Source organism: Clostridium sp. D5 (assembly GCF_000190355.1).
GTDB lineage: Bacteria > Bacillota > Clostridia > Lachnospirales > Lachnospiraceae > Faecalicatena > Faecalicatena fissicatena_A.
On the sequence record NZ_GL870809.1, the window covers coordinates 912,423 to 928,063 of the forward strand.

General features: G+C 47.4%; 16 protein-coding genes. 15 read left to right on the forward strand and 1 reads right to left on the reverse strand.

Annotation, left to right across the window (positions count from 1 at the left end; translation table 11 throughout):
• Positions 1-1,815: a DUF6320 domain-containing protein gene (locus HMPREF0240_RS03955; RefSeq protein WP_009002155.1), complete on the forward strand. Its 1,815-nt coding sequence runs from the start codon at positions 1-3 to the stop codon at positions 1,813-1,815.
• 83 nt (positions 1,816-1,898) lie between these two features.
• On the opposite strand, the gene HMPREF0240_RS03960 is transcribed toward HMPREF0240_RS03955, so the two are convergent.
• Positions 1,899-2,690: a hypothetical protein gene (locus HMPREF0240_RS03960; protein WP_347462547.1), complete on the reverse strand. Its 792-nt coding sequence runs from the start codon at positions 2,688-2,690 to the stop codon at positions 1,899-1,901.
• Between the two features lie 447 nt (positions 2,691-3,137).
• Here HMPREF0240_RS03960 and HMPREF0240_RS03965 point away from each other — a divergent pair, with 447 nt between their 5' ends.
• The 14 genes from HMPREF0240_RS03965 (at position 3,138) to purD (ending at position 15,250) form a co-directional block, all read left to right on the forward strand.
• Complete coding sequence (locus HMPREF0240_RS03965; RefSeq protein WP_009002157.1) at positions 3,138-4,415, forward strand: dihydroorotase; 1,278 nt, start codon at positions 3,138-3,140, stop codon at positions 4,413-4,415.
• Between the two features lie 97 nt (positions 4,416-4,512).
• A complete protein-coding gene (gene pyrF, locus HMPREF0240_RS03970) occupies positions 4,513-5,439 on the forward strand; it encodes an orotidine-5'-phosphate decarboxylase (RefSeq protein WP_009002158.1) in 927 nt (308 codons plus the stop codon).
• Positions 5,440-5,518: 79 nt separating this feature from the next.
• The gene (locus HMPREF0240_RS03975; protein WP_009002159.1) at positions 5,519-6,301 is read left to right on the forward strand and encodes a dihydroorotate dehydrogenase electron transfer subunit; all 783 of its coding nucleotides are present in this window, start codon (positions 5,519-5,521) and stop codon (positions 6,299-6,301) included.
• Positions 6,301-7,203 (forward strand): dihydroorotate dehydrogenase, encoded by a 903-nt coding sequence (locus HMPREF0240_RS03980; RefSeq protein ID WP_009002160.1) that lies wholly within the window; start codon positions 6,301-6,303, stop codon positions 7,201-7,203. The genes HMPREF0240_RS03975 and HMPREF0240_RS03980 overlap by 1 nt, the downstream gene beginning before the upstream one ends.
• A gap of 419 nt (positions 7,204-7,622) precedes the next feature.
• Positions 7,623-7,754 carry a hypothetical protein gene (locus HMPREF0240_RS25165; RefSeq protein WP_278245574.1) on the forward strand — a complete coding sequence of 44 codons (132 nt, stop codon included), beginning with the start codon at positions 7,623-7,625 and terminating at the stop codon, positions 7,752-7,754.
• Between the two features lie 215 nt (positions 7,755-7,969).
• Positions 7,970-8,644: an orotate phosphoribosyltransferase gene (gene pyrE / locus HMPREF0240_RS03985; RefSeq protein ID WP_009002162.1), complete on the forward strand. Its 675-nt coding sequence runs from the start codon at positions 7,970-7,972 to the stop codon at positions 8,642-8,644.
• 12 nt (positions 8,645-8,656) lie between these two features.
• The gene (locus tag HMPREF0240_RS24580; protein WP_009002163.1) at positions 8,657-8,806 is read left to right on the forward strand and encodes a hypothetical protein; all 150 of its coding nucleotides are present in this window, start codon (positions 8,657-8,659) and stop codon (positions 8,804-8,806) included.
• A gap of 31 nt (positions 8,807-8,837) precedes the next feature.
• Entirely contained in the window at positions 8,838-9,311 is a 474-nt protein-coding gene (locus HMPREF0240_RS03995; protein ID WP_009002164.1) for a VanZ family protein, read from the forward strand.
• Positions 9,289-9,663 (forward strand): DUF6142 family protein, encoded by a 375-nt coding sequence (locus HMPREF0240_RS04000; RefSeq protein WP_009002165.1) that lies wholly within the window; start codon positions 9,289-9,291, stop codon positions 9,661-9,663. The genes HMPREF0240_RS03995 and HMPREF0240_RS04000 overlap by 23 nt, the downstream gene beginning before the upstream one ends.
• Complete coding sequence (locus HMPREF0240_RS04005; RefSeq protein ID WP_009002166.1) at positions 9,664-11,739, forward strand: aminopeptidase; 2,076 nt, start codon at positions 9,664-9,666, stop codon at positions 11,737-11,739.
• A 29-nt stretch (positions 11,740-11,768) separates the two neighbouring features.
• Positions 11,769-12,281 (forward strand): 5-(carboxyamino)imidazole ribonucleotide mutase, encoded by a 513-nt coding sequence (gene purE, locus HMPREF0240_RS04010; RefSeq protein WP_009002167.1) that lies wholly within the window; start codon positions 11,769-11,771, stop codon positions 12,279-12,281.
• 40 nt (positions 12,282-12,321) lie between these two features.
• A complete protein-coding gene (gene purM / locus HMPREF0240_RS04015) occupies positions 12,322-13,347 on the forward strand; it encodes a phosphoribosylformylglycinamidine cyclo-ligase (RefSeq protein WP_009002168.1) in 1,026 nt (341 codons plus the stop codon).
• On the forward strand, positions 13,341-13,967 hold the full coding sequence (purN, locus tag HMPREF0240_RS04020) for a phosphoribosylglycinamide formyltransferase (RefSeq protein ID WP_009002169.1): 627 nt from the start codon (positions 13,341-13,343) through the stop codon (positions 13,965-13,967). Before purM ends, purN begins: the two co-directional genes overlap by 7 nt.
• Positions 13,968-13,978: 11 nt before the next feature.
• Positions 13,979-15,250, forward strand: a complete 1,272-nt coding sequence (gene purD, locus HMPREF0240_RS04025) for a phosphoribosylamine--glycine ligase (protein ID WP_009002170.1) — start codon at positions 13,979-13,981, stop codon at positions 15,248-15,250.
• Positions 15,251-15,641 lie beyond the last annotated feature (391 nt).

A 15,641-nucleotide genomic window follows, 5' to 3' on the forward strand; every position in this document is an offset into this window, starting at 1 on the left:
GTGCAGCAGAAACGTGCATATTGGAGAAGGCTGGATAATGCAGCAAAATTATTTTCAGCTACGAGCAATAAGAAGGATACCAGAGTGTTCCGGTTCTATTGTGTTCTGAAGGAAGAGATAGATGGGGAGCGGCTGCAGGAAGCCCTGGACAGAACGGTGGTTACGTATCCTGTCTTTTTATCTGTTATGAGGAAGGGACTTTTCTGGCATTATCTGGAGAAGAGCAGGCTCAGGCCTGTGGTAAAGGAAGAGTATAAGGAACCGTGCAGCAGTCTGTATGTGCGGGACAAGAAGTCACTGCTTTTTGAAGTGACATACTATGGCCGCAGGATTAATTTTGAAGTGTTCCATGCGCTGACTGATGGGACGGGCGCTACGGAATTTCTGAAAGAGCTGGTAAAAAATTATTTGTATATAGCGCATAAAGAGGAGGGGCTTGCTGATGTTCCTCTGCTGGATGAGAATGTCACGATCCAGGATCAGGAGAGCGACAGTTTTTCACAATATTATACGGAAGTAAAAAAGAAAAAGGATAAAAAGCCAAGGGCATACCAGCTGAAGAAGCCACGGAAAGAAGTGGGGCAGCTTCAGGTGAATGAAGCGGTCATCTCTGTGAATGAGGTGCTCGGGCGGTCAAGGGAACTTGGAGTATCTATGACGGTATTTCTGACGAGTGTATTTTTGCAGGCGATTCACCGTGAAATGTCCAAGCAGCAGGAGAAGCATCCGGTGGTGCTGATGGTGCCTGTCAATCTGAGAAAGTTTTTCCCGTCTGACTCCATGCTTAATTTCTTTAACTGGATTGAGCCGGGATATCATTTCGGCGAGGGGGGCGGAAGCTTTGAGGATGTGCTGCAGCATGTGAAGGATTATTTTGCCGGGGAGCTTACAACCGAGCGTGTGGCCGAGCATATGAATGAACTCATCGCACTGGAGATGCATCCTATACTCCGGCTGGCTCCGCTGGAACTGAAGAATCTGGGAATCCGGGCAGGGGCCAGGTATGCGGAACGGGATGTGACTGCAATCTTTTCCAACATGAGTGCGGTCAGAATGCCCAGTGAATATGAACCCTATATAGAACGTTTCGGAGTGTACACAAGCACTCCGAAGCTGGAGCTTTGCATGTGCTCCTTCGGAGATAAACTTTCCCTTGGATTTACATCCAGATTCGATACTTTGAATATTCAGAGGAATTTTTATCGGATACTAAGGGAACAGGGGATTGCTGTGGAGAAGATAGAGCCGGAATTTCCGCAGCCGGACATGCCGGGCGAACTGGAGATTAAGGTATTCCGGTTTTTCTCTTTTGTGTGTCTGGTTGCTGCGGTGGGATTTGTGGCCGCAGATTTCAATTTTCATCCCACGATCCGATGGCCGGTATTTACCGCAGCCGGGATTGCCAGTATGTGGCTGGCGCTGGCGATTGGATTTGTCAAGCGGTATAATCTGATGAAGAACGCGATGTGGCAGCTGATCATTGTGACGGTGGGGTGCATTTTGTGGGATGCCTTTACGGGCTGGCATGGGTGGTCTGTGGACTTTGTGCTGCCGTCCGTCTGTATGGTGATTCTGCTTTCGATGTTCATTATTACGAAGGTACAGAGAAATACGGCAAGAGAATATATGATCTATTTTGTGATGGCAGGCGGATACGGAGTTCTGCTTCCGCTGATACTGCTGCTCACGGGCGCGGTAAAATTTCAGCTTATAAGTACGATATGTGTGGTTGTGTGCTTTCTGTTTCTGGCAGCGCTTGTTATATTTAAGGGAAAAGAATTCAGGGAAGAGATGCATAAAAAGTTTCATGTATAAAAAGTAGACCAGATTTACGGGAGACTCCGAACATTCAGGCTTAAGGAATGTTCGGAGTTTTTGCTGCCCTGCACTATATCGCACTACTCTTTCCAGAATTTTACCATATACGCCTCGGCTTCGATTGATTCCAGTTCAAATTTACCGGCCACTTTAGCTTTTGTATCTTCCCTGGACAGATTCATTTCCTGGCAAAAGTCTATCAATGTCTGAATCCCCCCTAACCGTATTCCTTCCCGTAACCCCTCCTGACGTCCTTCTTCCTTTACATGTCTCATATGTTTTTCTTCATCATATTCATAGATACTCACACTCTTCGCCTCCGCTCTGTTTTTTCTAAGAAATTCTGCCAGAATATCATCCCTGATACACTCTGTAATTGCCAGCTCTACAGCTGCTTCAAGACTCATGCTTTTGGCATATTCCCTAACTCTTGCAACATACTCCGAATAGTCCTTCAATACCTTACAGGTATCTAACAGCATTTCATTATGCCCCGGATTTATATTTAACATCAGGGCGGTAAGTTCTAAAGCATACTCTGGTTCCTGTATCGTAAATGCATCTGAAAGCCTTAATACTTTTATATCCTCCAGCTCATCGACGCCGTTATAGAAGATGACAAACCTCGGAGTAGGAAGCTGTACATGTTCCCTTCCATACAGATTTGCATCTTTCGTTATGACCGAATATAAATCCGCTGCATACATCAGACAGCGCAGCGGAAGATTTGGACTGAACGTTGACTGATGTTCATATAAAGTCAGGCGGGAATCAATGATAAACGACAGGTCATTCCTCATCGACATATAAATAGCATTTTCCAGAGTATTGATTTCCAGTAATTCAGGATTCTCATATTCGGTCCCGTTCATTGCATTATACAACTCCAGTAATGCCCTTTTCTCACTGAATATCATCTCAAACAATCTGGATTTGTAGGTTCGCTTTACCCCGCTTATCCATAACCGAAACCTCTCTGCTGTTTAAAATGGAATCAAAGCATTGAGATTTCACATATTGATATCTGTCATAAGAAATGATACCAGATGCGGGCTTACCCGTTTAGAAGTTTTAGAAATATATCCATGCTTTTAACATATCTTAGCATAATAGTTCTATGAATACCAGTCTGTTCTCTCCATAAATTGTTACAGCAGCCTCATCACCGGATTTTACATTGTATTACGTGCGATAGTTGTGGTATTATAAATCCGTAGGCATAATTTTATTGCCCGCATCCCGTTACATACATATTACGGGCAGACATGCAGCAGACTGTATGTTAGAGATACAATTATTTTTAGGAAGGACAAGACTATATGAAACTTTTGATTCAAAACGGACATGTTTTAGATCCTCTGACAGGGCTGGACGGCATCATCGATGTGCTGACAGACGGAGATAAGATCGTGAAGGTTGCAAAAGATATATCGGATGCTGCAGATCAGACGATTGATGCATCCGGCTGCTATGTTATGCCGGGCTTCATAGATCTGCATGTGCATCTGCGCGATCCTGGGCTGACCCATAAAGAAACACTGGAGACCGGCGGCCGTGCTGCGGCGCGGGGCGGGGTGACCACCGTATGCGCAATGCCGAATACAAAGCCTATTATCGATACAAAAGAGATGGTCGAGGATGTGCATAAAAGAGCCGCAGATGAATCTCCGGTTCATGTGATTCAGCTGGGTGCTGTCACGAAAGGTGAGGCCGGAGAAGAACTGGCAGATATCAGGGGAATGGCCGAGGCAGGATGCCATGCCATCAGTGAGGACGGCAAGTCAGTCATGAACGCTTCACTGTACCGTAGGGGAATGAAGCTGGCCAAAGAGAACAATATATCTGTCTTTGCACACTGTGAAGACATCGGTATGGTAGAAGGCGGCGTCATGAATGCCGGGCCGAAGGCGGAGTCTCTTGGAGTAAAGGGAATCACCAACGCGGTGGAAGATGTCATTGTCGCAAGAGATATTCTGCTGGCGAAGGAGACCGGAGTACGCCTGCACCTCTGCCATTGTTCCACGGCAGACAGCGTAAGGATGATAGAGGCCGCCAAAAAAGACGGCCTGCCGGTGACCGGAGAAGTGTGCCCGCATCATTTTATCCTGTCAACAGATGACATCAGTGAGAACAACGGACAGTACAAGATGAATCCGCCGCTGCGTGCACCAAGAGATGTGGAGGCACTGAGAGAAGGGCTGAAAAACGGCATCATGGATGTGATTTCCACGGACCATGCCCCCCACGCGGAGGAAGAAAAAAACCTTCCCATGGAAAAAGCCGCATTCGGCATCGTCGGCCTGGAGACATCGGCCAGCCTGACTTATACAGAGCTGGTTGAGAAGGGAGTTCTCACTCCAATGCAGATGGCGGAAAAGATGAGCTATAATCCGGCACAGATACTGGGATTGCAGGACAAAGGCTCCGTATCAGAGGGCAAGGCGGCGGATATCGTTATCTTTGATCCCTCTGCAGAATACAGAATCGATAAAAATACGTTCCTTTCAAAGGGGAAGAATACACCGTTTGACGGATATCCGGTCAAAGGAGAAGTTTGCTGTACCATCGTTGATGGACGAATTGTATATACAAGATAAAAAACGGAGGGCAAAGGGGTCAGACCCCTGTGTCACAGGGGTCTGACCCCTTTGTCCTCCATTTTCAGAATATTCAGATAATTGAGGAGGTTTTTTCATGATTAACAAGCTGATAAGTAAGATTAAAAAGACAGGTGCTCCGATTGTAGTGGGACTGGATCCTATGATGAACTATATCCCTGAACATATTCAGGAGAAGGCTTTTGGAGAGTACGGAGAGACTCTGGAAGGCGCTGCGGAGGCAATCTGGCAGTTTAATAAGGAGATTGTGGATAAGACATACGACCTGATTCCGGCTGTGAAGCCTCAGATCGCTATGTATGAGCAGTTTGGAGTGCCGGGACTGATGGCTTTTAAGAAAACCGTGGATTACTGTAAGGATAAAGACCTGGTTGTGATCGGCGATATTAAACGGGGGGATATTGGTTCTACTTCTGCAGCTTATGCGGTGGGACACCTTGGAAAAGTGAAGGTGGGAAGCAGAGAATACCTTCCCTTTGACGAAGACTTTGCGACAGTGAATCCTTATCTTGGATCTGATGGCGTGAATCCGTTTATTGATGTATGTAAGTCGGAGAAAAAAGGTCTGTTTATACTTGTAAAAACATCCAATCCTTCCAGCGGTGAGTTCCAGGATCAGCTGATCAACGGCAGACCGCTTTATGAGCTGGTCGGCGAAAAGGTTGCCGAGTGGGGCGCTCAGTGCATGGGAGAAGAGTACAGTTATATCGGCGCAGTAGTGGGCGCGACTTATCCTGAGATGGGAAAAGTGCTCCGCAAAGTGATGCCGAACTCTTATATTCTGGTACCGGGATATGGTGCACAGGGCGGACAGGGCAAGGATCTGGTCCACTTCTTCAATGAGGATGGCCTGGGTGCAATCGTAAATTCCTCCCGGGGAATCATCGCGGCATATAAGCAGGAAGCTTATGCAAAATACGGTGCTCAGAACTTTGGAGATGCTTCCAGAGCCGCAGTTGAGGCTATGGTGGCGGATATCCGGGGCGCCCTGGAGAACAGATAAGCCATAAAGAGATTGAATACGTTCAGAGGAGAACTGGCCGCTGTACAGGACAGCGCCTGTTCAGAGAAGGAGAAAGACAATGTCTAATAAACAAAAAGAATCTGCCCTGATTGTATCTCAGCAATGCATTGCGGCAGATATTTACAGCATGTGGATACAGACAGAAAAGATTGCCGGTCTGGCAGTGCCAGGGCAGTTTATTTCTATGTATACGAAGGATGGCAGTAAATTGCTGCCACGCCCCATCAGCCTGTGTGAGATAGATAAAGAGAAAAAGCAGATCCGTGTTGTGTACCGGGTAACAGGGGAAGGCACCGGAACAGAGCAGTTTTCTAAAATGACAGAGGGAGAGCGGATTGATATTCTGGGACCTTTGGGAAATGGTTTCCCGGTCGGGGAAGCAGAGGGCAAAAAAGCGGTCCTGATTGGCGGCGGAATCGGTGTGCCGCCGATGCTGGAACTGGCAAAACAGCTTACGGGAGAGAAGGCCATGGTAATGGGGTACCGGGACGAGCAGTTCCTGAAAGAAGAATTCCTTCGGCAGGGCAGCCTCTATATCGCGACTGAGGACGGCAGTGAAGGAACGAAAGGAAATGTAATGGATGCCATTGCTGAAAATGCGTTGTCGGCCGATATCATTTATGCCTGCGGGCCGTCTCCTATGTTGCGTGCTATCAAGCAGTATGCCGAAGAAAAAAACATTGTATGCTATGTATCAATGGAGGAGAAGATGGCCTGCGGAATCGGGGCATGTCTGGCCTGTGTGTGCCGGTCAAAAGAGATCGACGGCCACAGCCATGTACACAACAAGCGTGTCTGTAAGGACGGGCCGGTATTCTTATCGACGGAGGTGGAAATCTAATGAATACAACAGTGAACCTTGCCGGTGTGGAACTGAAGAATCCCGTTATGACGGCTTCCGGTACCTTCGGGTCCGGGGAGGAGTATAGTGAGTTTGTAGATTTGAACCGCCTCGGCGCAGTCGTAACAAAGGGAGTGGCCAATGTGCCGTGGCCGGGAAATCCGACGCCCAGAATTGCAGAAACCTATGGTGGAATGATGAACGCCATCGGTCTGCAGAATCCCGGGATCGATGTTTTCTGCGAGCGGGATATCCCGTTTCTTAAAAAGTATGATACTAAGATTATCGTAAATGTCTGCGGCAAGACAACGGAAGAATATTGTGAGGTTGTGGAACGGCTGGCAGATGAGCCGGTGGATCTTTTAGAAATCAATATATCCTGCCCCAATGTAAAAGAGGGAGGCATTGCTTTTGGACAGAACCCGAAAGCGGTGGAAGAGATCACCAGAGAAGTGAAAAGGCGTGCGAAACAGCCTGTTATTATGAAGCTGAGCCCCAATGTCACGGATATTACAGAGACGGCAAAAGCGGCAGAGGCAGGCGGTGCGGATGTCCTGTCCCTGATCAATACACTGACGGGTATGAAGATCGATATACACAGGCAGGCGTTTGCCCTGGCAAATAAGACCGGCGGTGTATCAGGGCCGGCGGTAAAACCCATCGCCGTGCGTATGGTTTATCAGGTTGCCAATGCAGTGAAGGTTCCGGTGATCGGGATGGGCGGAATTACTACTTATGAGGATGCAGTTGAGTTTATCCTGGCGGGCGCCACAGCTGTTTCCGTAGGAACAGCCAACTTCTTCAATCCGACGGCTACAGTGGAAATTGTGGAGGGGATTGAACGGTATATGGAAAAATACCATTTCGAGAATATCAGCGAGATGGTTGGGGTCGTTAAATAAGAGGGGAGTTTTGGGAGCAGGGGTTTTGCGGCTGAGCGGGGCGCTTTATGGAATCGGGGTATGGCTCTTTCGGATGCGGCATTCGGGAAGCGCTGCCACTAATCAGAATGGAAGCCAACATGATGAACACCGCCGACAAACACGGGAATGCCGGATGCATTCCCGCTTGAGTCGGCTGCTTCTCAGGACTGGAAGTCCTGAGAATCGTTCACATGTTGGCTTCCATTTTGATGAAGTAGCAGCGCTTCCCGAATGACGCATCCGAAAGAGCCATACCCCGATTCCATAAAGCTTGGTGCATCAGGGCGGAAAATCCTGTTCCCGGCGGGAACTCTGTTTTTAGAGAGCAGGATGTAGAATGGAGGCGGATTTCTATGCATGAGGTGTGAGAAGAACTGGTGGTCAGGCTGGAAGAGCTGATGAGAACGTTTATACGGTTGGGATTTAAGGCAGTTGTGACTTGCGTGGACGGGAGCGTGCTGGATGAGAGCTTTGCCGGCAGAAAGACCAGTTTTAGAAAAATCGGACTTAAAAGTACGTCCTCATTTTAAATTTCATCCCCCATAGATTCCTTAATTGAAAATATATGGAAGGTGTGTTAAAATTGAAAAGAAATTTACAGGTTATTCCTTTGTCTTTAGCAGTAAAAGACAGGAATGAAAAGCTGCCGCAATTGTAACATAATATAGGAACGTTTCAAACCATGCGGCCGGGACTGAAAAATAAGAAAAGGGCAAAAGCCCTGTAAATACGGAGGTTAATAAGAATGGAACAGTACAAGCAGGAGTTTATTGAATTTATGATTGACTGTGAGGTTTTGAAATTCGGAGATTTTGTGACAAAGAGCGGCAGAAAGACGCCTTTTTTTGTGAATACTGGATTTTACCGCACAGGAACACAGCTGAGGAAATTAGGTGAATACTATGCAAAAGCGATCGAGCAGAAGTTTGGTTTTGATTTTGATGTATTATTCGGACCTGCATACAAAGGAATTCCGCTGACGGTAGCAGCTACTATGGCTATCAGCGAGTTTTACGGAAAAGACATCCGGTACTGCTCAAACAGAAAAGAGGTAAAAGACCACGGGGACAAGGGAATCCTCCTTGGCAGTCCGATTCAGGACGGCGATAAGGTTGTGATTATCGAAGACGTGACGACTGCGGGGACTTCTATCCAGGAGACACTGCCGATTATCAATGCACAGGGAGATGTCTCTCCGATCGGGCTTGTTGTGTCTGTTGACCGCATGGAGCGCGGCCAGGGAACGAAGAGCGCACTGTCAGAGATTCAGGAAAAGTACGGGCTGGAAACGACAGCGATCGTGACCATGGCAGAGGTTGTGGAGCATCTTTACAACAGGCCTTACAAAGGAAAAATCATCATAGATGACACATTAAAGGCAGCAATTGATGCATATTACGAGAAATATGGCGTAAAGTAAGGAGGTAGTTTTATGGAAAAAGCCTATAAGACCATGCAGAGCGCAGGTGCGGGGAGCATCGTGCTTGGTATCATCATGATTGTGACAGGAGTGGCCGCAGGGATTATTGCGATAATTAACGGCGCCCGGCTTCTGAAGAACAAGAATGAGATTACTTTTTAACCGTGGGTGAGTGCGTAAAAGGGGTAAAATTTTGAGTCAGAGACAAGTAAAAAAGATCCGTACCCTGGGGAAAGTGCTGTTCGTGCTGTACATTTTCTTTCTCCTTTATTTTCTGATCTTTTCAGACTGGTATGGGCGAACCGGTGTTTCAGGGGAATACCGGTATAATTTGGTACTATTTAAAGAGATAAAGCGATTCGTAGAATACCGGGAAGAATTAGGGGCCTTCGCGGTATTCACTAATTTATTCGGAAATATACTTATATTTGTGCCTTTTGGGTTCTTCATTTCGATGGCGAGCAGAGCCAGAGGTTTTTTTATGACATTATTTTACAGTTTCGGCCTGAGTCTGTGCGTGGAAGTCTTCCAGCTTTTGACAAAAGTGGGCAGCTTCGATGTGGATGATCTTCTGTTAAACACGATTGGCGGCGTGCTGGGGTATATTTTGTTCTCAATTTGCAATATGATAAGGAGAAGGCATTATGGGCATGGCAAAAAGCACTAAAGACAGACAGAAGGAAAAGGAGAAGGACCGTAAAAAACGCGGTTCCAGGAAATACGGTCAGGCGAAGTTCAAGCACTCCCGTATGGGAATCTATTCCTGTGTTTATGCAGGCGGTTCGCTGGCGATCCTTCTGATCTGTATTCTGGCGGCGTTTGTTATGCGCGGTAATACATTTGGAATTATCGGGGGGCTGGGAATTATCTCCATAGTGCTGGCGGCGCTTGGAATAAGGGCCGGGGTCAAAGGAATGCGGGAACGGGAAAAGCGTTATATAACCTGTAAGGCAGGCATAACGTTAAATATTATCATACTGCTGGGACTGGCAGCAATATTTTTAGGAGGTCTTATGTAAATGGAAGAAAAAGAATTGCAGGCAGAAAGAAACAGTGAACACAGAGAACGGCATGAGCTCACAATAGACAGGATCAGAAGGGCGGCACAAGAAGAGTCGATCAGTACGGCTTTCCAGCCGTTTTTTCGGAGTACGGCTGCATTTCTCCTTCAGATAGAGGATGCGCGCAGGAAGATTGAAAGCAAAACGTGGGAGACTTTAAGCCTCGAGCAGATGCAGGAGATAAATAAAGCTTTGTACGAAGATATTCTGGAGGAACAGTACGGGCACAGCTATGCAGATCCGGCATATGCGGTGAAGCAGCTGGGGGAAGAATACGGGCAGTTATTAAGCCTTCTGTATACGGAACTGCGGGGCGGGATTCCCTTTGCATTTGAGAATCGTCTGGACTATCTGACAATTCAGAATGAACTGTTCATCGAAATCTATAACTGTTTCGAGACAGAGGAACTTCCGGAATATAAGACGCTGAAGGATATTATATACTGGTATGCCAGCGACTACTGTGATGTATTTCTGGCAGACCGTATTGAAGAACAGATTTGTCCGCAGTATTCCTTTGCAGCGGATATCATTATGGGAATGGATCTGGATGACGTAAGATATCTGTACAGGTTCGGCGAATATATTACGGAGAATGAGCTGGGAACGGCCAGGCATCTGAATGAACTGCCTCCGGAGACGCTGAAGAAGATGGCGGATGTGTATACGGAAGGATACCGCGTCGGATTCATCAATACCGGGAAAGATCTGTCCATAAAATCAGTGGTGAATATACGTTATTCTCTTGGATTTGAAAAGGTGGTAAAACTCGCCATTAAGAATTTTGAAAAAATGGGCCTGAAGCCGGTGATTTACCGCGCTGCGTCCAGTGTCATAACCAAGAAAGAACAGTTCAAGATCGGATATTGCGGGGCCATTGCAAATAAGCAGTATGAATATGACCACCGCCAGGATCAGGCGCTGTTCATGGACAAGCGCTACATTGAGCGGAAGCTGGATGTGATTCGGAATACCTACGAAAAGAATAAAGAACAGGCTGCCCAGTTTGCGGGACCGGCTGTGATGGAAATCTTCGGCGAAAAGCCGTTTTCTCCAAAGGCAAAACTGGAGGCCCCAAGCTACAGTGAGGCGCAGCGTTCCCTTTCACTTCTCTATGACAGCAAGTCCGGACAGATGACAAACCAGTATATCAAAGGGGAAGAAAGAAGCTTTACGATTATTGCCTATCCGGTTCTGGAGATCGGGAAGGATTATGCGGCTATTTTTGATGAAGTCATCCGCATCAACACACTGGACGCGGGACTTTATGAGCAGGTTCAGCAGGCGCTTATCGATGCCCTGGATCAGGGCGTGAGCGTACACATTCTTGGAAAAGGGGAGAATCAGACGGACCTGAGTGTGCAGCTTCACCGCCTGGAAGACCCGGAGAAAGAAACGATATTTGAAAACTGCGTGGCTGACGTGAATATTCCGGTGGGCGAAGTATTTACCTCGCCGGTTCTGGAAGGAACCAGCGGCGTTCTGCATGTAAGCAGTGTTTACCTGAACGAACTGCAGTATCAGAATCTGAAGATTACATTCGAGGATGGAATGATAGCAGATTATACATGCACGAACTTTGAGAACGAGGAAGACAACCGGATATATATCTATGAAAATATTCTCCACAACCACAAGAGCCTGCCCCTCGGCGAGTTTGCAATCGGCACCAACACAACGGCCTATGTGGCGGCGAAGAAGTACGGGATTGAAGATAAGATGCCGATCCTGATTGCGGAAAAGATGGGACCTCATTTTGCGGTGGGGGACACCTGTTACAGCTGGAGTGAAGATATCCGGGTCTATAATCCGAACGGCAAGGAGATCGTGGCAAAGGACAATACGGTTTCCATACTGAGGAAAGAGGATGTTGCAAAGGCATATTTCCAGTGCCATACAGATATAACCATACCTTATGAAGAGTTAGAAGAAATAAGTGTAGTGACAAAAGAAGGAAATAATATTATACTATTGAAGGATGGAAGGTTCGTACTTGAAGGAACCGAGGCTCTTAACGAGCCCTTTAATAAGTGAGCGTACAAAGTGAGAAAGGTGGAAGAGACATGCCAAAAGTAGGAATAGTTATGGGAAGCGACTCTGACCTGAAGGTTATGAGTAAAGCTGCAAGTATGCTGGAGAAGCTGGGAATCGATTATGAGATGACAATCATCTCGGCACACCGCGAGCCGGATGTATTTTTCGAATGGGCAAAAGCAGCAGAGGGAAAAGGAATCAAAGTAATCATTGCAGGAGCAGGTATGGCTGCACACCTTCCGGGTATGTGCGCAGCGCTGTTCCCGATGCCTGTAGTAGGAGTGCCGATGTCAGGCAAGAACCTGGCCGGAGAAGACGCACTGTTTTCAATCGTACAGATGCCGCCCGGAATCCCGGTAGCAACCGTGGCAATCGATGGCGGAATGAATGCTGCAATTCTGGCAGCCAAGATTCTGGCTACTTCAGACGGGGCGCTTTTGGACAAGCTGAAAGCATATTCTGTTGAGATGAAGGAGACTGTGCAGGGAAAGGCAGCCAAACTGGAAGAAATCGGTTACGAAGCGTATCTTGAGAATAAATAGAAGCAGTGAAGAACGAGTATAGATAGAATGGAGAAATGATATGGATTATAAAAACGCAGGCGTTGATATAGAAGCTGGCTACAAGTCAGTGGAGCTCATGAAAAAGCATGTGCAGGAGACCATGAGATCTGAGGTACTGACAAATCTGGGCGGATTTTCAGGTGCATTTTCCCTGGAGAAGTTTAAGAATATGGAAAAGCCAACGCTGGTATCCGGAACAGACGGGGTAGGTACGAAACTGAAGCTGGCTTTTATTATGGATAAACACGATACAGTCGGTATTGACTGTGTGGCAATGTGTGTAAATGATATTGCCTGTGCAGGAGGAGAACCTTTATTCTTCCTTGATTATATCGCATGCGGTAAAAATGAACCTGAAAAGATCGCTACTATTGTCAGTGGCGTGGCAGAGGGGTGCAAGCAGTCCAATGCAGCTCTGATCGGCGGGGAAACGGCAGAGATGCCTGGCTTCTATCCGGAAGATGAGTATGACATGGCAGGATTTGCAGTCGGCATCGTAGATGAGAAAGACCTGATCACAGGAAAAGACCTGAAAGCTGGGGATATTCTCATCGGTATGGCATCTTCAGGTGTTCACAGCAACGGTTTCTCACTGGTAAGAAATGTATTTAACATGAAGAGAGAAGCCCTGGATACATATTATGACAGTCTGGGTAAGACATTGGGTGAAGCCCTTCTGGTTCCTACAAAAATCTATGTAAAGGCACTTCGCAGCATCAAAGAGGCAGGTGTTACGATTAAGGCTTGCAGTCATATCACCGGCGGCGGTTTCTATGAGAATGTGCCGCGTATGTTAAAAGACGATACCCGCGCGGTGATCCAAAAAGACAGTTATCCGATACCGCCGATTTTCAACATGCTGTCTGTGGACGGTGAAATAGAAGAACAGATGATGTACAACACATTTAACATGGGACTTGGCATGATTATGGCAGTGGACGAAGCTGATGTAGATAAGACAATGGAGGCAATTAAGGCGGCCGGAGAAGATCCATATGTAGTAGGCCGGATCGAAGCCGGAGAAAAAGGAGTTACCTTATGCTAAAGATTGTTGTTCTGGTGTCGGGCGGCGGGACCAATCTGCAGGCGATTATCGACAGCGTCAAAGACGGTACGGTGTCCAATACAGAGATTGCGGGCGTGATCAGCAACAATAAAAATGCCCGGGCACTGGAACGTGCCAGTGAGAGCGGGATCAGTGCCTGTTGTGTATCACCGAAAGATTATGAATCCAGGGAAGTGTTCAATGCAAAGCTTTTAGAGGCAGTGGACGCATACGAACCGGATCTGATAGTGCTGGCGGGATTTCTCGTTGTGATTCCTCCGGCTATGACAGCAAAATATAAGAACCGTATGATCAATATTCATCCGTCGCTGATTCCGGCTTTCTGTGGGAAAGGCTATTATGGGCTGAAGGTTCATGAGGCAGCGCTGGAACGCGGTGTAAAAGTGGTTGGTGCGACGGTGCATTTTGTAGATGAGGGGACGGATACAGGCCCGATCATCCTCCAGAAAGCGGTGGAAGTAGAGCAGGGAGATACCCCGGAAGTTCTGCAGCGCAGAGTGATGGAACAGGCAGAGTGGAAGATTCTTCCGAAAGCGATAGATTTAATTGCCAATGATAAAATCACAGTAGTAGATGGCAAAACAGTAATTTCGAAATAGAGGAGGCTGCGATGAAGGTATTAATTGTAGGAAGCGGTGGAAGAGAGCATGCGATTGCGGCAAGTGCGGCAAAAAGCAGCAAGGTTGAAAAGATGTACTGTGCACCTGGAAACGCAGGAATTGCGGAGTATGCAGAGTGTGTGGATATCGGAGCCATGGAGTTTGAAAAACTGACTGCTTTTGCAAAAGAAGCTGAGATCGACCTTGTAATTGTCGGCATGGATGACCCGCTGGTGGGCGGTCTTGTAGACGAGCTGGAAGCTGCTGGAATCCGTACATTCGGGCCTCGTAAAAATGCCGCAATACTGGAAGGCTCCAAAGCGTTTTCCAAAGATCTGATGAAGAAATACAATATACCCACAGCCGGTTATGAGAACTTTACAGATCCGGACAAAGCACTTGTATATCTGGAGACAGCGAAGTTCCCGATCGTTTTGAAGGCAGATGGGCTGGCACTAGGCAAGGGTGTACTGATCTGCAATACCCTGGAGGAGGCCAAAGAAGGCGTGAAGGCCATCATGCTGGATAAGAAGTTCGGCTCTGCGGGAAATGAGATGGTCATCGAGGAATTTATGACTGGCCGTGAAGTATCTGTACTTTCCTTTGTAGACGGAAAGACCATTAAGACCATGACTTCCGCACAGGACCATAAGAGAGCGGGAGACGGAGATACCGGACTGAATACCGGAGGCATGGGTACATTCTCCCCAAGTCCGTTCTACACAAAAGAAGTAGAGGAGTTCTGCAACCAGTATGTCTACCAGGCAACCGTGGATGCCATGGCAGCAGAGGGCAGAGAGTTCAAGGGCGTGATCTTCTTCGGGCTGATGCTGACGGAGGAAGGCCCGAAGGTACTGGAATACAATGCACGTTTTGGAGACCCGGAAGCCCAGGTAGTGCTTCCGCGCATGAAAAACGATCTGATCGAAGTGGTAGAGGCATGTATCGACGGGACACTGGATCAGATAGACCTTCAGTTTGAGGAAAATGCAGCAGTATGTGTTGTGCTGGCTTCAGACGGATATCCGGTCAAATACGACAAAGGGTTCGAGATCACAGGGCTGGAGGAATTCAAAAAGCATGAGGGATATTACTGCTTCCATGCAGGAACAAAGTTCGACGGGGACAAAATAGTCACGAACGGCGGACGCGTTCTGGGAATCACAGCAAAAGGAAAAGATCTCAAAGAGGCCAGGGCGAATGCCTATGCCGCTGTCGAATGGGCAAAATTTGATAATAAATATATGCGTAACGATATCGGGAAAGCTATCGACGAAGCATAAAATATGCAGCAGGATTTCGGAAGAATTATAGTCTGGAATCCTGCTGTTTTTCTGTGTTTTACTACGCTTCGGGAGTTTCTGCCGGAAGAAAGTGCAACAGACTTTGGAATAAAAGAATCGTATATCCTAAACCAACAAAACGCGCTGCGAGCTGCCAGTTCGATCCACTGCCCCCGTGTAATATTCCTCCCCGTATGCAGCTTTACATTCCGCCTTGATGAAGCCCAGCCTGCCTGGGACGGGATCGCCGGGGGTGCGGGGGAACTTACTGTGTGCTTTCCGGGGGCATAGAGAGCGCCTTACGAACACTTAATAAAAACCATACCGGGCGGGAAGGCTAAAATCTGCTTTACCAAGCAGATTTTAAAACGGCCTGAGCCGTGCAATTCAT